The organism is Cupriavidus sp. FW305-F7, assembly GCF_058782875.1.
In genome coordinates, this window is the sequence record NZ_JBYSYC010000005.1 from 1 (window position 1) to 16,916 (window position 16,916).

Below are 16,916 nucleotides of genomic sequence, written 5' to 3' on the forward strand. Positions count from 1 at the left end.
TAGGCGTGGATCACGCGGTCCATCAGCTGCTTGGAGCAGGCGTAGATCCAGCGCGGCTTGTTGATCGGGCCGTAGACTAGCGGCGAGGCCTCGGGGTCGAACTCTTCGTCGCTGCACATGCCGTAGACCTCGGAGGTCGACGGGAACACCAGGTGCTTGCCGTACTTGACCGCGGCGCGCACGATCGGCAGGTTGGCCTCGAAGTCCAGCTCGAACACGCGCAGCGGCTGGCGCACGTAGGTGGCCGGGGTGGCGATGGCCACCAGCGGCAGTACCACGTCGCACTTGCGGATGTTGTACTCGATCCACTCCTTGTTGATGGTGATGTCACCCTCGAAGAAGTGCATGCGCGGATGGTCGACGAGGTCGCCGAGGCGGTCCGACGACATGTCCATGCCGTAGACCTCCCACGGCGTGGTTTCCAGGATGCGGCGCGTCAGGTGGTGGCCGATGAAGCCGTTGACGCCAAGAATCAGGACCTTTTTCATCGGTTTTCCTTGTTGGATTGTTCGGTATGGATAAGTTTGGCGAAGGCCTGCGGCGTGAGTGCCGAGCCATCTTGTGCCAGCAATCGGATGACCATCACCAGGCCGCCGTCGCCGCACAGGCCGATGATCTGGCCGTCGTGCACATGCAGGCCGGGCGCCGTACCGGCGGGCAGCGCGAGCTTCGTCAGCGGCCGGCGCGCCTGCGCCACAATGAAGCGGAGCCCGGCGAGGTCGGTGAACGCGCCGGGATAGGGCGGTGCGACGGCGCGCACGAGATTGTAGACCTCGGCGGCCGGGCGGCTCCAGTCGATGCGGCCGTCTTCCGGCTTGCGCCCGGAGAAGTAGCTGCCCTCGGCCAGCCGGTTGGGGTGTTGCGGCGTCTGTCCGGCGATCATCGCGGGCAGGGCACGCCACAGCGTCTGCTCGGCGGCAACGGTGACTTTCTCGAAGACTTCGCCGGCAGTGTCGTCCGGCAGGATCGGCACCGCGGTCTGGTCGACGATATAGCCCGCGTCAGGCTTGGCTTCCATGGCGTGCAGCGTGGCGCCGGTCTCGGTCTCGCCGCGCAGCACCGCCCAGTTCACCGGCACGCGGCCGCGGTACTTGGGCAGCAACGAGCCGTGCATGTTGAAGGCGCCGCCGGGGGCCAGCGCCAGCACGCCCGCCGGGATCATGGCGCGGTAGTAGAACGAGAAGATGACGTCCGGGCGCGCGTCGCGCACAGCCTGGGCGATGGCGGGATCGGCAGGGTCCTCGCCATAGACGAAGGGGATGCCCAGCTCGGCGGCGGTGTCGGCCACGCGGCGGAACCAGATGTTCTCGTCGGGGCGGTCGCGGTGCGTGATCACCAGCGCCACCTCCACGCCGCGCGCATGCAGCACGCGCAGGCAGCGGTCGCCGACATTGTGGTAGGCAAAGACGACGGCGCGCATCATTGCTCCGCGCCGGCGGCTGCCGGCGTGACACGCTGCGGGTCCGCTTCCAGCACTGCCTTGATGCGGTAGCGCGGGCGGTCGCGCACTTCCTGGTAGATGCGGCCGACGTACTCGCCCAGCAGGCCCACGCCGAACAGCAGGATGCCGATCAGGAAGAAGTTCATGGCGAACAGGGTGAACACACCCTGGACTTCCGAACCGAACAGGAAGCGCCGGACCAGCAGCACCACCACCAGTACGCCTGAACACAGCGACAGGATCGTGCCGATGGCCGAGAACCACTGCAGAGGCACGATCGAGAAGCCGGTCACCAGGTCGAAGTTCAGGCGGATCAGCTGGTACAGCGAATACTTGGATTCGCCTGCATGGCGCTGTTCGTGACCGACTTCGATCTCCACCGGATTGGAAGCAAAGGTGTAGGCCAGCGCGGGGATGAAGGTGTTGACCTCGCGGCAGGCATTGATCGTGTCGATCACATTGCGGTCATAGGCGCGCAGCATGCAGCCCTGGTCCGTCATGCGGATCTTGGTGATGCGCTCGCGCAGCCGGTTCATCGCGCGCGAGGCATAGCGGCGGAACGCGGTGTCGTTGCGCTGGCGGCGGATGGTGCCGACGTAGTCGTGGCCGGCGCGCATGGCTTCGACCAGGCGCGGGATTTCTTCCGGCGGGTTCTGCAGGTCGGCGTCCAGCGTGATCACGATCTTGCCGCGGGTGTGCTCGAAGCCCGCCAGGATCGCCATATGCTGGCCGAAGTTGCCGGCGAACAGCACCACCCGGGTCACATCCGGGCGCTTGTGGAACTGCGCCGCCAGCATCTGCGCCGAGCGGTCGACGCTGCCGTCGTTGATGAAGATGATCTCGTACGACTCGCCGAGGCCATCCAGCGCCGGATAGAGGCGGTCGAACAGGGCTTGCAGCCCGTCTTCTTCGTTGTAGACCGGGATGACGACCGAGACTTCGACCGGGCTCATTTGGAGAGACGTTTGCATGTTTCGCTGAGGATTGCGCAGACCCGCTCGACATCGGTGGCTTGCATCGCGGGGAACAGCGGCAGCGTGACGATGCCGCGCCCGATGCGTTCGGCATGCGGCAGCATGCCTTCGCGCCAGCCGAGCGAGCGGTAGTAGGTGAAAAGATGAATGGGCGGGTAGTGGACGCCGGTGCCGATGCCGCGCTCGCGCATGGCCTCCATGACCTGCTGGCGCGCCTGGGCCGGGCCGCCTTGCAGGCGCTCAGTCGGCAGCACCACCTGGAACATGTGCCAGTTGGTGGTGGCGGCGTGCGCATCCAGCGCTTGCGGCAGCTCGATGCCCAGCGCTTCCAGGCCGCTGTCGGCGGCACAGCGGAAATACGTCGCGGCCAGTTCGGCTCGGCGCGCGGTGATGGCGTCAAGCTTGCCCAGCTGCGCCAGGCCGACCGCGGCGTTGACGTCGGTCAAGTTGAACTTGCCGCCGGGCTCTTCGACATCCATGCCATCCATGCCGGTGCGGATCACGCCCTGCAGCCGCAGGCGCTCGGCGCGCACGGCTTCTTCGGGCGTGTTCATCACCAGGCAGCCGCCTTCTATGGTGGTGATGTTCTTGTTGGCCTGGAAGCTGAAGCTGACCAGGTCGCCAAAGGCGCCGATGCGCTGGCCGCGCCAGCGCGAGTCGATTGCCTGCGCGGCATCCTCGATCACGCGCAGCCCGTGCTTGCGGGCAATGGCGTACAGGCGGTCCATGTCCACCGGCAGGCCCGACAGGTACACCGGCATGATGGCGCGCGTGCGCGGCGTGATCGCGGCCTCGACGGCATCCAGGTCGAGATTGCGCGTGCGCGGGTCAATGTCGACGAACACCGGCCGCGCGCCCACTGCCAGCACCACGTTGGCAGTGGCGACCCAGGTGATTGGCGTGGTGATGACCTCATCGCCCGGCCCGATATCGGCAATGCGCAGCGCGATTTCCATCGTTGCCGAGCCGTTGGCGAAGGTGCGCACCGGGCGTCCGCCGAACAGGTCCGACAGCGCGGCCTCGAAGGCCTGCATCTTCGGGCCGGAGGTGATCCAGCCCGAGGCCAGCACCTTGCCGACTTCGGCAATGGCGGCGGCGTCGATGTCAGGCCGGACAAAAGGCAGGAATTCAGGGGCAGATGCGGTCATGGCAGGGCGAAGGAGAACGGTCGGTGTCGGACCTGGCGGCGCGCAGGCGCGTCATGAGCGCGCGATCAGGAAGACGCCCGCCAGTATCAGCAGGATGCCGGCCACGCGCAAGGGGCCGATCATCTCGCCAAACAGCCACCAGGCGGCCAGCGCGTTGACCACATAGCCGAGCGACAGCATCGGGTAGGCGATCGACACGTCCACGCGCGACAGCCCCACGATCCATACGCCCACGCTGACCACGTACAGCGTCAGCCCGGCCAGCACCGGCCATTGGGTCAGCACGCGCAGCGCTGTCACCAGCAGCGTGCCGCGGTCCATCGTGATGGCGCCGACGGCGTTGACGCCGGCCTTGAGCAACAGTTGCGCTGCCGCATTGAGCAGCACGCCGGTCAGGATGAAAGCGAAGGTGGAAAGCGTCATGGCGCTGCGTAGTGCAGGGGTTGCAGGAGTTGCAGGTTACTGTCCTGGGGGTTGCGTCTGCGGGCCGTTGCCCGGCAGTGCGAAATTGGCGACCGCCACCCGACGGCGGTCACCGGCGATCCGGTGCAGCGGCACGCCGCGCGCAGCCAGTGCATCGTAGGTCGCGGGCGACATGATCGCTACCGCGCGCTTGCCGTCCTGCCAGCGGGCGATAAAGCCATCGATGGTCGGGATCCACTTCTGCGGTTCCTGGCCGACGCCGAATTCCAGCTCGTCCGGATGCTCCACCATGATGGTGGTGCGGCGCAGGTAGAACGGCAGCGTGTGGTCCAGCATGCCCACGCTGTACAGCGGCATGTCCGGCGTCAGCACGGCATTGATGGCGGGCACCAGGTCCACGCCGGAACTGGGCCGGCCCATGGCCTCGTGACCGCGCAGCGCCACCGTGGAGCAGAGGAACATCGCCAGCGCATAGGCCACCACGCTGGGAAACACCCCGCGCGTGCGCAGCAGCCGGCGCGCCAGCAGTGCGCCGGCCAGCAGCACCGCGAAGGCGATGCCGATCCACATGGCGAATTCGCGATAGACCACATTGGGCATGCCGGGCTTGTCCATCATGCCGACGAACGGGCACGCCAGCAGCCCGACCACGCCCAGCGCGATCATGGTATTGACCTGCCAGCGCCAGGTGCGTTCCGTCACCGTGTCCAGTGCCACGCCGGCCAGCAACGCCAGTGCCGGGAAAATCGGCACGATATAGCCGGGCAGCTTGGAGCCAGACAGGCTGAAGAAGACAAAGATCGCCACGGCCCACAGCGCTGCCAGCAAGGCGGGCTGGAATGGCCGCGGCGAGGTGCCGCGTTCGACCCCGGCGCGCTCGCGCACGGCCTTCCACATTTGCGGAAACAGGCCCAGCCAGGGCAGGAAACCGGCCAGCAGCAGCGGCACGAAGTACCAGATCGCGCCTTCGCGCTGGTGCACGTTCGAGGTATAGCGTTGCCAATGCTCGTGGATAAAGAAGAAGCGCAGGAATTCCGGATTGCGCTCCGACACCAGCCAGAACCACGGCACCGTCACCACCAGCATCGCGACGATGCCGCCCGGCAGATGCAGGCGGCGCCACAGGCCGAAGTCGCGCGTCACCAGCGTGTAGACCACCAGCACCAGCCCCGGCAGCGCCAGCCCGACCAGCCCCTTGACCAGCACCGCCACGCCCATTGCCGCCCAGCAGGCGAGCATCCAGTTGCGGCGTTCGGCGCGGGTGGCATCCGGGTGCTGCGCCAGCAGCATGAAGGCCAGCACGCACGCCATGGCGCCGGCCAGCGTCATGTCCAGCGAATTGAAGTGGCCGGCGATATTCCACATCGGCGCGGAAACCAGCACCAGCCCCGTCAGCACCGCCACGCGCCGGCCGTACCAGCGTGCCGCGGCCAGCATCGACACGCCCAGCCCCAGCATGCCGGACAGCGCCACGCACAGCCGCGCTTGCCAGTCGCCCACGCCAAACAGCGTGTAGGCCAGCGTGGTCACCCATAGGTGGAAGGGCGGCTTCTCGAAATACTTGAGTTCCTGGTAGCGGATCGTCACCCAGTCGCCGGTGGCGAACATCTCGCGGGCAATCTCGGCGTAGCGGCCTTCATCGGAGCGCAGCAGGTGGCGCATGTCGAGGGTGCCGAACCAGACCAGCAGGATAAACAGGCTGGCCAGTGCTACCGCACCGGCGGTGGCGGCTCCAACGGACAGCGCGGCAGCCCGCGAGGTCGATGAACTACGCATAGATCTCCTGGAAAAGCGCGACGGATCGATGATCGATGGTCCTGCGTGGGCGCGCGGTGAGGGGAAGCCATCACAACGCATGGCCTTGCCTGTTGGTGGACACCGGGCAGGCAAGCCGCCCGCGGCCGGCAGGCTGGCATGTGCCCGGCGCGCCACTGCCGCCTCGGCCACGCGAGGCCGGCAATGGTAGCACGGCGGGCAGGTTGCCCCCGCAGTGCCGGGGACGGGCCTGCAGGGGGCGGCGGGATTGCCGCTGCCAGGGAAAGGAAAGTGCTGTTCAGGCCGGACGCTGCACGCCAGGCGCCGTCGGGCGGGCGCGACGCAGGCGCAGGCCCACGCCGATCAGCAGGATGCCGCACACGATGGCCCAGGAACCGATCAGCCACAGTACCGCCAGCGCCCCGGCCACTGGCCGCCACAGGACCAGGAAGGCGAAGGCGATGCTGACCAGCCCGGCCAGGATCAGCCACCACTCGTTCGGGATCTCCTTGCGCAGCTTGATCGCCGCCACGATCTGCAGCACGCCGGTGGCGAGCGTCCAGGCGGCGATATAGAGCAGCAGCGACAGCGCGGTGATGGCCGGGCTGAACCAGGTCAGCGCGCCCACGCCCAGCCCAAGCAGGCCCTGCAGTGCCAGGATCCAGCGGTCGCTGGTTTCGCGGTCCTTGCCGGAGACCGCCATCAGCAGCGCCATCAGGCCATCCGCCGCGGCATAGGCGCCGAAGACAATGACCAGCGCCGCCAGCGTCGCGATCGGCGCAAAAAAGGCAAAAAAGCCGAAGATCACGGCAAACAGCCCGCGCAGGGCAACTACCCACCAGAGTTTCGCGTAGTACTGAAGCATGGAATCTCCCACTGGGCCCGGAATGGGCCGGCATCGAGAAAACCCGGCGGCACGGAAATTACTGACGGCCTGACGATATGGCGTCTGGCCTTGCAGGCCATGCTGCGCGAAAAATCCGAGTTACACACGCAACAAAACGCGATAATTTCGGTGTCCAGGCGACCGCCTGGCAAGCCGGGCGCTGGGTCGGGGGGCGCCTGGACATTCTAGACGGGGATTCATGTGAAGACAAAGGCGCAGCAAGACTGGCTGGCAGGCCTGGTGGCGGGCGCGGCCATGGCCCTGGCGCAGGACGCCGGCGCACAGGGTGCGGCGGCGCTGCCGGGCGCGGGCCCGGCCGTGGCGCAGGCCGCGGCAACCCAGGCGCAGGCATCGGCGGCGGCCGTGCTGTGCAGTGCCCCGTGGTTCCGCTCGGGCTCGCACGTGCAGATGGAAGGCGACGGCGTGATGCCAATGTCGGTCGGCATGACCCTGCGCGACGTGGTGCGCAGTCCAACCGGCTGCCGCGCCCAACTGGAGATCAATTCCAAGACTGCCCTGTCGGCGCTGATGGGGCCGCCGGTGATTACCACCCAGGTGCATGAAGTGGTGATCGACCGCCGTTCGCCCGGCGGCCAGACCAGCATCGAAAGCCAGCATGCCGTCATCAATGCCCGCGCCCGCTACGCGCGCATGTACGGCGAGGCGGCCTTCCGCGGCATGGGCGTGTTCAACTATGCCGGCCTGGACCTGCGCGAGGGCGCCACGCTGGAGGGCGAGACCTTTGAATCGAGCGTCTCGCTGAAGGTCTACCCGCTGGGATCGGATGACGTGGTCAGCACCGTGCGGGCGCAGCATGCGTCGATCCATATCGGCTCGCGCCACGTCGGCAAGCGGCAGACGATCAATACCGTCCTGGGACGCAAGGAATGCCTGCCGGTCACCTACGAGAAGCGCACCTCGCTGGGGCCGGTGCTGGTTGGCGAAGAAGTCGTGCAGGTCGAGCCGACCGTGATGCACGTAACCGACTGGTACTGCCCGGCCGACGCCTTCGTGCTGCGCACGGAAGTGCGCCAGGATGACAAGGTGCAGCGCATCGATGTCACCGCGCTGGAGAGCGACACGCAAGCGCCATAGGCTGGTGCGCCCGGGCAGGACGCAAAAAAACCCGCCAAGGCGGGATTTTTTGCGTCAGGCGCTTGCGGCTCAGCTGGCAGCCGGCGCCGAAGCAGCCTTCTTCTTGCTCTTCTTCTTGGTGGACTTCTTGGCCGGCTTTTGCTCGGCGGCCGGCGCGGAAGCGTCGGTCAGCTCGCTGCGGGTGCTCTTGTTCGCGCCCTGGGTGTACGGGTCGAACTTGTCGCCGGCCTTGGCCCCCTGGGTGTACGGGTCGAACTTCTCACCCGACTTGGCGCCCTGGGAATACGGATCGAACTGCTTCTTGCCGCCGGTCTGTGCCTGCACGGCCAGCGAAGCGGCGCCAAGGCAGAGTGCGATCGCGGTCGCGACGAACTTGTTCATGGTTTCTCCTGAAAAATGCCGCCGTCGGGCGGTCGTGTATGTGGCCTGTCCCTTGCACGGGACGGCTTGGCCCAGTGTCGCCAACATCGTTGATCGCTGTCAACTTGGGGCTTGCCCAGGCGCCACGACCTCATGGAAACCCTGAATTGCGGCCCCAGGCCGATTGAGGTTGGGGACCGCTTGCCGGCTTACTCCGTGACCGCGTCCGACGGGTGCTTCCAGGCCGCGCGCACCTCGCCGGACGGCGCCAGCGCCAGGTTGATGCCGCGGCTGCCGATGGGCTGCTGGAACCAGCGCTTCTGCAGCGCCGTGACCTCCGGGCCGGCAAAGGTGTTGGCCAGCGCCTGGTCGACCAGGCGCTTCCATTCCGGATCGGCCTTGGACAGCATCAGCGCATTCTGCTCCACCGACAGCGCCGGGCCTACGATCACGTACTGCGACGGGTCCTTGGCGCGGGCGCGCAGGCCGGCCAGCAGCACGTCGTCCATGACGAAGGCTTGCGCACGGCCGGATTCGAGCAGCAGGAACGATTCGCCGTGGTCCTTGGCGTAGACGTCGTGGTAGCCGTACTGGGCCTTCATGCGGCGCACGTGGCGGTCGCCGGTCGACCCGGCGCTGGTGACCACGGTCTTGCCGCGCAGGTCGCCGAACGAGCGGATGCCAGAGTCGGCGCGCACCAGCATGCGCACGGTCGACACGTAGTGCGAGACGCTGAACGCAACCTGCTTCTGGCGCTCGAGAGAATTGGTGTTGGGGGCGCAGTCCAGGTCCACCAGCCCGTTGACCACGGCAGGAATGCGGTTCTGCGGCGTGAGCGGCATCCAGCGCACTTTCAGGTCTTTCAGGCCCAGTTGCTGGCGCGCCGCTTCGGCCGCGCGCAGGCACAGGTCGACCGCATAGCCGGCAGGCTGGCCCTTATCGTCGGCAAACGAGAATGGCAGTGCCGACTCGCGGTAACCGAGCACGATGGTGCCGGATTCACGGATCTTGTCGAGCACAGGGCTCTGGGCGTTGGCCAGCGCCGGCGCCAGCGCGGCAGCGGACATGACGGCGAGGGCGACAGCCGCCAGCGAGCGGCGGGCGCGGAAGAGTCGGGCGGACAGTGCGGGCAGGGTGAAGGCAGGCATGCGGGGGAAACCGGAAAGCGGCCGGCAATGCGGCAAAGACGCAAGGGTATACCCCTGGTCAGGGGCGGGCGAAGGACATTGTTGTCATAAGCAAATTCCTGCCCCGAAAGCTTTTTTCCCCCCGAGGTCCGAGTGGGGGCCATACGTCTGGTTCGGGCACGCCATTGAGATGGCGGCGCTGAAATCTAGCCGCGATGCTGCGCGAGTTGGGCTACGGCAGACACAGGCGCAGCTGTGCAGCCTGCAGCGGCAGGACATGCTGTTTTCGCCGCGGTACTGGATGCCATCGGCGAAGCCTGCTTCGCGTCCAGTCTAGCGATAGCCCTTGAAAGCGAAGCAATCTTCGCGCTCCTGTGGTCCGCCCATCGGCAAAATTCCCCAATAAATCAGCGGCCTATCGTCTTGTGACGCGATGGCACGGCTCCTGCGTTAGCTGGTTCGCGAGGTTCTCTCTCGCCTACCTCAACGGAAAGGAGCCGCAAATGCACGATATCGGAAGCTCGAGGCCTGGCGGTTGGAGCGCTGGCTACAACGAGTTCGAACACGAACTCGCCACGGAAATGTCGGGTGAATTCGAGCAGGAGAACGAATTCGCCAACGAGTTCGAGAACGAGTTCGAACAGGCCGAGCATGAGTTCGAGAACGAGTTCGAGCAGGAAGTCTCGGGCGAGATGCATGAACTCGAGCTCGCCGCGGAGCTGCTGGCGGTGAACAGCGAGCAGGAGCTTGAACAGTTCCTTGGCGGCCTGGTCAGGTCTGTAGGCCGTGCGGCCACGGGATTCGCCCGGTCGGCGGCCGGCAAGGCGCTCGGCGGCATTCTGCGTTCCGCTACCAAGTCGGCACTGCCGATCGTCGGATCGGCGCTCGGCAATCTGGTGGTTCCAGGGGCGGGTGGGTTGATCGGCGGCAAGCTCGCGGGCATGGCCGGCAGTGCGCTCGGGCTCGAGCTCGAGGGACTCAGTAACGAGGACCGCGAATTCGAAGTCGCGCGCCGGCTGGTCAGGATCGGCCAGCATGCGACCAACCACCTCATGTCGATGCCGCGCAATATGCCGCCCGCACGCGCGGCGCGCATTGCGTTCCTGCGCGGTGCGCGGCAGGTGGCGCCGGGCCTGCTGCCAGCGATGCGTGCCATCTCGCAGAACGGTGTGGCTTCCGCACGCCAATTGCCCATGCCGATCTTCGGCGGGGCAACGGAAACTGTGCCCGCGCCCCCGACGTTCGGCGGCGTCCCCGCTGTCAACGGCGCGACCGGCGCTCCCGGCGTTACGGGCATTGCCGGCGCGACAGCGACCTGCCCCACCTGCGGCACCCGCCCGACGGGCCATGTGCATGCGATCCCCGCCCGCGGCACCTGGCGCCGCTCGCGCAATGGCCGCGCCATCATTCTGTATCTCGCGTCGCCGCGGCCGGCGTACTGAGCGCGCGGAGACCCGCCGTGACCAACGCATGCACGCACGCGCTGCGCCTGCTCGAGCAGGAGGTGCTGGGCATACGCGCCCGGCTCGATGCCCAGCTGCCCTATGCGCTGCAGATGCCGATGGTGCCCGCCGCCAATGTCAGCGACGAAGCGATGGGGGCCATCGAGCGTCATATGCAGGCCGCGCGCAGGCAGTTGCGCATCCGCATCGCGCGGTTCCTGCGCGATCTGCGGCACGCGCTGCCGGTGCCCGTCGACGTGGCCCGTGCGCAGCAACGCTACGCCTTGCTCAAGCTCTATTTCCATGCGGCACTGACGCACTTCGAGATCTTTGCGGAAGTGCTGACGCAGCGCAGCCAGCATGGCACGGGCATCTGGCTGTCGGGGCTCGACGTGGCGGCGCAGGACGGGCTCAGGCAGCCGGGCCTGTCGATGGCGCCGCCACCGGTCATCTGCTACGTGGAGCGCGGGCATGGCGGTGCCATCCGGCGCGCACGCACGCGCCTGCCGGGCGGTGGCGCCAATCCGGTCGCGGTGATTCGCATGCCGCGCGAACGCATGGTCGGCACCGGCGTGGCCGCGTCGCTGTTTCATGAGGTCGGGCACCAGGCAGCGGCGTTGCTCGATCTCGTGAACAGCTACCGGCGCGCGTCGGCGGCCAGCTTCGGATGCGGTCCGGCACATTCGATCTGGCGGGTCTGGGAGCGCTGGATCAGCGAGATTGTCGCGGATCTGTGGGCGGTGTCGCGCGTTGGCATCGCGGCGACCTGCGGGCTGATGAGCGTGGTGAGCCTGCCGCGCGCGTTCGTCCTGCGCATCAATCTCGACGATCCCCACCCGGCGCCGTGGATCCGCGTCAAGCTGTCGATCGCCATGGGCAACGCGCTCTATCCCCATCCGCAGTGGGCCGAACTGGCGCAGCTGTGGGAGCGACTGTATCCGCCCTCGCAAATGTCGGCCAGCCAGCGAAAGTCGTTCGAGACGCTAGGCGCGGCCATCCCCGCTTTCGTGTCGGCGCTGCTGTCAATCCGCCCGCCGTCGTTGCAGGGACGCATGCTTGGCGAAGCCTTGCGTTTGCCCGACCGCCATCCGCGCCTGCTGCTGCAACGCTGGCACATGGTCAGGTCCAGGCCGCAGCAGTACCTGGCCGATACCCCCACGCTCGCGTTCGCGGTACTCGGGCAGGCGCGCTTCAGTGGGCTGCTGCCCGCCAGTCAGGAACTGGGCGTGATTTCGGAACTGCTGCAGCGCTGGGCACTGGCGGGGTATCTGCCGTGGCGCGCGGGAGACCCGCAACTGAGCGTAGTGCTGAACCAGCGGCGGCCGGTGCCAGCGCCGCGCCAGAGTCATGGGTTGCCGTTTGCGGCGTATGCGTGAAGCTCGATGATCAAGGAGAACGATGATGAGCGAGATCTATCTGCCGGTCCAGCTTCGCCCGCGTGCGGCGATTGGAAAAGGGAAGCACGAGCTACCGAACCCCCGCAGCGTGCTCAAGCACGCATGGGTTGTCGTCCGAGACTGTCAGTACATCGCTGATTCCATGCCCGATTTCCTGAGTTTCCCCAAGGAAAGTAGCGTGGACTACGATCCCGCGTACCGTGTCGAATTGAAAATTTGGCTTAAAGGGCAAGGGGTTGAGAGGGGCCCAAACGGGCCGGACATCGACAAGCAAATAGTCGAATTCAGGCACAGGCTCCAGAGCATGTTCACCTTATCGGACTTTGAATCGCACGCGATGCCGTATACGATTCTGAGCGCGACGCTAGATCATGACAACGGAGTGATGATCTACGCGACATTGGCCGCAGATCAACCGGAGACGGTTGCGGCACCCGCCGTCGTGGCGCCGGCGCCCACACCGGATCCGACGATCATCGCTACGGCCACTGCTCTGCATGCTACGCCGATCGCGATGCCTGCCGAAGCCGCCGCCTCAGCCAATCTGCCGGCGGTAACACCTAAGACGCACCGCTATCTCCCGCTCCCCGACCCCATCACCGAGCGCTCCGGCCCGATGTCGCGGGAACACGACGGTCATCCCAGGCCCGTCACGCTCCAGCGCACCACCCGCGCATTGACCGGTGACGTCGGCTTGTGGATGCTGATCAAGCTCAATTCGGTGACGCTCGGGTGGGACAACTATATCGAACAGATGGACCGCCTGTTCTTCCCGAAATCGTTCGCTAAATCAGGGGATGTCGGCAGGGACGTCGGCACTAACGCACCGCTGTACAAAAAGGCCGTCGAACTCAGTCACCGCCGCTTTCTGCCATTCACGGACACTGATGCCTATCGCGCCCTCAAGGTCGCGACCGAAGCATTCGTCGTGACCTGGGGCGCTGTGGTACCGCCGGCCTCGGAGCTGCAGGCGATGGTAGACCTGCTGATTGCCGATCCCGCTGTTCGCGACCTCGCGAATGAACGGTTGGGGCTGAACCTCACCGAGCCCGATATCAAGGCACTGGCCCTCAAGTACTTCGGCGAGGAAAACAACATTCCGCCGGCCATTCCCTACCTGCAGCGTGTGGCGTTGGCCATGGGCGGTACCGATGCCGCGGGCATGATCGAGAACATGGTCGACGATGAAATCACGCTCGCCGGCGAGAAGCGGGACATGTGTGGCGAGGGATGTCTCTGGCTGCAATTCTGGAACCGCAATGTCTCGGCCAAGCTCGCGCAGCCGCCCCTCGTCGAACTGATCTGGAGTTACTGGATGGAAGAGCTCCAGCTCGTGCAGACGATGAACGCCATCTCGCGCCGCTTCCAGAACGTAGCGTCGGGCCCGAACGATCCGCTTGGCGCACTCGAGATGGATCCGCTGCGGCCGCTCAACAACATGATCTGGGGCTGGGTCCAGGACGAGCAGCACCGGCTGCCGATCGAGCGCCGCGCCGCGGAGTATCTGCACGAATACGGGTTCCAGCTGATCGGCAAGGCGGTGCCGCGCATGCAAGCGGCCGACACGCGCAGCAAGTTCCTCGCCGCGTTCCATACGCTGCTCAATCTGTGCGTGCCGTTCTTCCGCCAGGCCGACGACACCACGGTGGTGCCGGACGGGTTCCCGCTGCTCAACGCGCTGCGCGAAGTCCACCTGATTCTTTCGGAAGGCGCGCACAACCAGTTCCGCGATCTGCCCACTACATCACGCGTGGAAATGATGATGCAGCAATGGATGCTGGCGCGGCCCGAGTTCCGCGAGTTCCTGCCGCGGCGCTCGATGATCGCGTACCCTGAGCCGTGGATGCATTCGGTGGAAAGCATGCGCAAGCTGCAGGGCTGGGGCGACACCAATCCCTACCAGTTCTGGCAGCTCGCCACCATGGGCGAGCAGATCGTGGCGTCGATCCGCTGGAGCGACTGGAACTCGATCCACGATCCCGCGAATGCTGCCAACTGGGCCGCATTCTTCCGGCCTGAGATCCAGGCGTATATCCACTCGTATCGCGCGGTAACGGGCGTCGACGTGGGTGCTGAGCCGGTGGACGTGCAGGTCCCGGGCATGCATCTGCTGCGCCGGTTGCACGAGTACAAAGGGAAGCGGGTGGCGTGAGGGGCCGCGGCCATGATCGACTTTGCCTCGGCGTTATACCTTGGCATGACGCATCCGGCCGCGCGCCTCGGCGACTATGCCGCATTGACGAGCGGTGTGCCCGCATCGCTCGCGGCATCGCCGCAGGCGCGTGGCGTTGCCGCGCGCGCAGCCGAGTTGCAGGGTTGCGAGGCGGGTGCGGTGGCGCCGTCCACGCTGCATCTGGCGATCGATACCTTCGACCGCCTCGCGCGCAGCCACGTGTTGATTGCCGACGAAGCGCTATATCCGGTCATGCGCTGGAGCCTCGAGCGCGTAAGTGGCTTGGGCGCATCGCTGTCGTGGTTCGCGCATGGCGATCCTGCCGCACTGGTAGGCGTATTGCGCCGTAGCAGGGCGGGCAAGCCGCCGGCAGTCATCACAGACGCCACACTGCGGAACGGCATGCCGATCGCGCCGCAGGGATATCTGGAAGCCGTCGCTTCACGCGATGGCTTGCTCGTGATCGACCATAGTCAGGTCCTTGGGCTCCTCGGTGAGCATCCCATACCAAAGCAGCCGTGGGGGCTGGGTGGTGGTGGCATCGCCGTGCACGGCGGCCTGGGGCCATCGGACCCGGTCCTGCTGTTGGCGTCATGGGCCAAGGCATTCGGCGTGCCGCTGGCCACGCTGTGCGGGCCCGCCGCGTTGGTCAGTGACATTGCGTGCAATGGTCCCACGCAGTCGCATTGCAGCGCTGCTAACCAGGCCGCGCTGTTGGCGGCGCTCGATGCACTAGACGCCAATCGGCGCACCGGAGACTGGCTGCGTACGCGCCTGCTCTACTTCGTGCGGCGGCTGCGTGCGGGCCTGCTGTCGCTGGCTCGTACCGTGCTGCCAGATCTGTCCGCAACGCTGCCACTGCATCCGATGCAACGTATTCATCTGAGTACGCCGGGGCGAACACAGGCGCTGCATGCCTCGCTGCGTGCGTGTGGGTTTCGTACCGCGTTATTGCACGATGCCGAGATCCGCCATGCGGTGGTCGTGATCGTGCGTGCCGATCATCGGCTGTCCGATATCGACGGACTGGTGCAGACGATGGCAGCGACGGCGCCTGCGCTGCCCGCGTCCGACGAAACGCTATCCAAGTCCATGGGGAGGCATCATGTTTAAGACCGCAGACGGCGAAATCCTTGACCTGGCACCGTGGCGCATGCGCCGGCTGATGCGGCTCGTGGCCGACGCGCGCCGCTATCCGCCCGGAACGCCGCCGCAGATGCTCGTCAACGACCTGCGCCAGATTGTTGCGCGTGCTCGGCGCGTCAGCACCCAGCCGCGGCTGGGTACCGCGCGATTCGAGAGCCGGGGCGAGGGTGCATGTTGCCAGGCGTGTCTACTGGCGCGCCAGCAGCAGGGCGTGCTGTCGCTGGTGGGACTGAGCTTGTCCCCGATGCCGTCGCTGGGGCACCTGTCCGAAGCCTTCGATGAGGAATTGACACATCTGCGGCCGAAGTTGGCACCGCCGCCCGTGTCATTGGATATCGAACTGAAGTGGAGGCGCTGGAGCTCCCTGGAAGACGCTTCTCGCGGCGTTGCGGGACCTGGGGTCTACATATTCAGTGATGGCGCGGTGCCCACCTACATCGGTCACTCCAATGCGCTCGAAGCCCGGCTTAGACAATGGTTTCAGTACCAGCGGGCGCTTACATGCGTGGGACCGAAATTCATCTGGACCGCTCCTACGCGGAAGAACCCGGTAGCGGCGGCAATCGAGCACACATTGCTCAGCTGGGTGGATCGGAAGCTGCGATTGAACGGAAGGCTTAGATCGGGAATGCCATCGACGCTGGCGAACCGGGTGCTGACCAATCTGGTGACAGTCGGTGAGAAAGACCTTGTCATACGCAACGCCATGCCCCCGGAGCTGGCAAAGGACTTTCGGCCGACGGCCAATACGATGCATATCAAGGCGGGAACGCAGTTCGAAGTGCCTTTCGATGCCTACGCCGCGCCATGATCCTCGACTTCCACGTCCACGCCGGGCAGGGCGATGGCATGACCGGTCCCTGGGACACCACGGCACCGTTGGCGGCTTACGCACGCCGGGCGCGCGAAGCGGGTATCAGCCATTCGATTCTGCTGCCGGTATTCCAGTCTGACTATGCGCAAGGGAATCGCGACGTCGCTGCGTTGGTGCGTGCCGATCCGGGTCGCTGGACCGGCTTCGCGATGGTCCACGCCGTGCGCGACCGTGACCGTGTGCACGCGATGATCGAGGAGGCGGTCCTGCGGCTGGGACTGCGCGGCATCAAGGTGCATAACCACGACGCACCCATCCATCGACAGGTTTGCGATGCTGCGCAACGTTGGCAACTGCCGGTACTCTACGACCCCGGTGGCGATGTCGGTGCGCTAAGCCTGCTGGCGCAGACGCACCCCAGCGTCGCGTTCGTGTTCGCGCATCTTGGTAGTTTCGCCGACGACTGGGCGGCCCAGCGCCGCGTGATTGACCTGATCGAACGGCATCCCAACCTGTTCGCCGACACCGCCGGTGTGCGCCGCTTCGATCTGCTTGAAGAGGCGCTGCATCGCGCGGGGCCGCACAAGCTGTTGTTCGGCTCCGATGGTCCCTGGTTGCACCCGGGCCTCGAACTTGCCAAGATCCGCGCTTTGCGTCCATCCGCCGACGCGTTCGCGTGGATCGCGGGCGGTAATGCCTTGCGATTGCTGCGACGTGTATCGGTTGCGTGAGATC

At 66.2% G+C, this 16,916-nt stretch carries 16 protein-coding genes; 7 read left to right on the top strand and 9 right to left on the bottom strand.

Annotated features, from left to right (window positions below):
* The 7 genes from AC3WL8_RS06165 to AC3WL8_RS06195 form a co-directional block, all read right to left on the bottom strand.
* The coding region (locus tag AC3WL8_RS06165; protein WP_492378008.1) for a bifunctional UDP-4-keto-pentose/UDP-xylose synthase at positions 1 to 488 on the bottom strand (488 nt) is incomplete at its 3' end.
* On the bottom strand, positions 485 to 1,420 hold the full coding sequence (locus tag AC3WL8_RS06170; protein ID WP_492378074.1) for a formyltransferase: 936 nt from the start codon (positions 1,418 to 1,420) through the stop codon (positions 485 to 487). The genes AC3WL8_RS06165 and AC3WL8_RS06170, both read right to left, overlap by 4 nt.
* Complete coding sequence (locus tag AC3WL8_RS06175; protein WP_013953277.1) at positions 1,420 to 2,412, bottom strand: glycosyltransferase; 993 nt, start codon at positions 2,410 to 2,412, stop codon at positions 1,420 to 1,422. Before AC3WL8_RS06175 ends, AC3WL8_RS06170 begins: the two co-directional genes overlap by 1 nt.
* Entirely contained in the window at positions 2,391 to 3,563 is a 1,173-nt protein-coding gene (locus tag AC3WL8_RS06180; protein ID WP_013953276.1) for a DegT/DnrJ/EryC1/StrS family aminotransferase, read from the bottom strand. The genes AC3WL8_RS06175 and AC3WL8_RS06180 overlap by 22 nt, the downstream gene beginning before the upstream one ends.
* Positions 3,564 to 3,614: 51 nt before the next feature.
* On the bottom strand, positions 3,615 to 3,986 hold the full coding sequence (locus AC3WL8_RS06185) for an EamA family transporter (RefSeq protein WP_013953275.1): 372 nt from the start codon (positions 3,984 to 3,986) through the stop codon (positions 3,615 to 3,617).
* A 36-nt stretch (positions 3,987 to 4,022) separates the two neighbouring features.
* Positions 4,023 to 5,762: a glycosyltransferase family 39 protein gene (locus AC3WL8_RS06190; RefSeq protein ID WP_153953454.1), complete on the bottom strand. Its 1,740-nt coding sequence runs from the start codon at positions 5,760 to 5,762 to the stop codon at positions 4,023 to 4,025.
* Positions 5,763 to 6,039: 277 nt separating this feature from the next.
* Positions 6,040 to 6,606: an HdeD family acid-resistance protein gene (locus AC3WL8_RS06195; RefSeq protein WP_153953455.1), complete on the bottom strand. Its 567-nt coding sequence runs from the start codon at positions 6,604 to 6,606 to the stop codon at positions 6,040 to 6,042.
* 222 nt (positions 6,607 to 6,828) lie between these two features.
* Between AC3WL8_RS06195 and AC3WL8_RS06200 the strand changes: the two genes are divergently transcribed.
* On the top strand, positions 6,829 to 7,722 hold the full coding sequence (locus tag AC3WL8_RS06200; RefSeq protein ID WP_013953272.1) for a hypothetical protein: 894 nt from the start codon (positions 6,829 to 6,831) through the stop codon (positions 7,720 to 7,722).
* 69 nt (positions 7,723 to 7,791) lie between these two features.
* Here AC3WL8_RS06200 and AC3WL8_RS06205 read toward each other — a convergent pair whose 3' ends face one another.
* Positions 7,792 to 8,103: a hypothetical protein gene (locus AC3WL8_RS06205; protein ID WP_013953271.1), complete on the bottom strand. Its 312-nt coding sequence runs from the start codon at positions 8,101 to 8,103 to the stop codon at positions 7,792 to 7,794.
* Between the two features lie 188 nt (positions 8,104 to 8,291).
* Complete coding sequence (locus AC3WL8_RS06210; protein ID WP_492378009.1) at positions 8,292 to 9,230, bottom strand: amino acid ABC transporter substrate-binding protein; 939 nt, start codon at positions 9,228 to 9,230, stop codon at positions 8,292 to 8,294.
* 482 nt (positions 9,231 to 9,712) lie between these two features.
* On the opposite strand from AC3WL8_RS06210, the gene AC3WL8_RS06215 reads away from it, so the two are divergent.
* Genes AC3WL8_RS06215 through AC3WL8_RS06240 form a run of 6 tightly spaced genes read left to right on the top strand, consistent with a single transcriptional unit; the run spans position 9,713 to position 16,912 of the window.
* The gene (locus AC3WL8_RS06215; protein WP_013953268.1) at positions 9,713 to 10,651 is read left to right on the top strand and encodes a hypothetical protein; all 939 of its coding nucleotides are present in this window, start codon (positions 9,713 to 9,715) and stop codon (positions 10,649 to 10,651) included.
* A 17-nt stretch (positions 10,652 to 10,668) separates the two neighbouring features.
* A complete protein-coding gene (locus tag AC3WL8_RS06220; RefSeq protein WP_211981665.1) occupies positions 10,669 to 12,027 on the top strand; it encodes a hypothetical protein in 1,359 nt (452 codons plus the stop codon).
* A 22-nt stretch (positions 12,028 to 12,049) separates the two neighbouring features.
* Positions 12,050 to 14,200: an 8-amino-7-oxononanoate synthase gene (locus tag AC3WL8_RS06225; protein WP_492378010.1), complete on the top strand. Its 2,151-nt coding sequence runs from the start codon at positions 12,050 to 12,052 to the stop codon at positions 14,198 to 14,200.
* A gap of 12 nt (positions 14,201 to 14,212) precedes the next feature.
* Complete coding sequence (locus AC3WL8_RS06230) at positions 14,213 to 15,334, top strand: 8-amino-7-oxononanoate synthase (RefSeq protein ID WP_211981663.1); 1,122 nt, start codon at positions 14,213 to 14,215, stop codon at positions 15,332 to 15,334.
* Entirely contained in the window at positions 15,327 to 16,178 is an 852-nt protein-coding gene (locus tag AC3WL8_RS06235) for a hypothetical protein (RefSeq protein ID WP_013953264.1), read from the top strand. Before AC3WL8_RS06230 ends, AC3WL8_RS06235 begins: the two co-directional genes overlap by 8 nt.
* Complete coding sequence (locus tag AC3WL8_RS06240) at positions 16,175 to 16,912, top strand: amidohydrolase family protein (protein WP_013953263.1); 738 nt, start codon at positions 16,175 to 16,177, stop codon at positions 16,910 to 16,912. The genes AC3WL8_RS06235 and AC3WL8_RS06240 overlap by 4 nt, the downstream gene beginning before the upstream one ends.
* Positions 16,913 to 16,916 lie beyond the last annotated feature (4 nt).

Bases quoted from the DNA above. Each gene is read 5' to 3' on its own strand.
- AC3WL8_RS06170 (WP_492378074.1), bottom strand. From the start codon at position 1,420: ATGCGCGCCGTCGTCTTTGCCTACCACAATGTCGGCGACCGCTGCCTG.
- AC3WL8_RS06175 (WP_013953277.1), bottom strand. From the start codon at position 2,412: ATGCAAACGTCTCTCCAAATGAGCCCGGTCGAAGTCTCGGTCGTCATC.
- AC3WL8_RS06180 (WP_013953276.1), bottom strand. From the start codon at position 3,563: ATGACCGCATCTGCCCCTGAATTCCTGCCTTTTGTCCGGCCTGACATC.
- AC3WL8_RS06185 (WP_013953275.1), bottom strand. From the start codon at position 3,986: ATGACGCTTTCCACCTTCGCTTTCATCCTGACCGGCGTGCTGCTCAAT.
- AC3WL8_RS06190 (WP_153953454.1), bottom strand. From the start codon at position 5,762: ATGCGTAGTTCATCGACCTCGCGGGCTGCCGCGCTGTCCGTTGGAGCC.
- AC3WL8_RS06195 (WP_153953455.1), bottom strand. From the start codon at position 6,606: ATGCTTCAGTACTACGCGAAACTCTGGTGGGTAGTTGCCCTGCGCGGG.
- AC3WL8_RS06205 (WP_013953271.1), bottom strand. From the start codon at position 8,103: ATGAACAAGTTCGTCGCGACCGCGATCGCACTCTGCCTTGGCGCCGCT.
- AC3WL8_RS06210 (WP_492378009.1), bottom strand. From the start codon at position 9,230: ATGCCTGCCTTCACCCTGCCCGCACTGTCCGCCCGACTCTTCCGCGCC.
- AC3WL8_RS06215 (WP_013953268.1), top strand. From the start codon at position 9,713: ATGCACGATATCGGAAGCTCGAGGCCTGGCGGTTGGAGCGCTGGCTAC.
- AC3WL8_RS06225 (WP_492378010.1), top strand. From the start codon at position 12,050: ATGATGAGCGAGATCTATCTGCCGGTCCAGCTTCGCCCGCGTGCGGCG.
- AC3WL8_RS06230 (WP_211981663.1), top strand. From the start codon at position 14,213: ATGATCGACTTTGCCTCGGCGTTATACCTTGGCATGACGCATCCGGCC.
- AC3WL8_RS06235 (WP_013953264.1), top strand. From the start codon at position 15,327: ATGTTTAAGACCGCAGACGGCGAAATCCTTGACCTGGCACCGTGGCGC.
- AC3WL8_RS06240 (WP_013953263.1), top strand. From the start codon at position 16,175: ATGATCCTCGACTTCCACGTCCACGCCGGGCAGGGCGATGGCATGACC.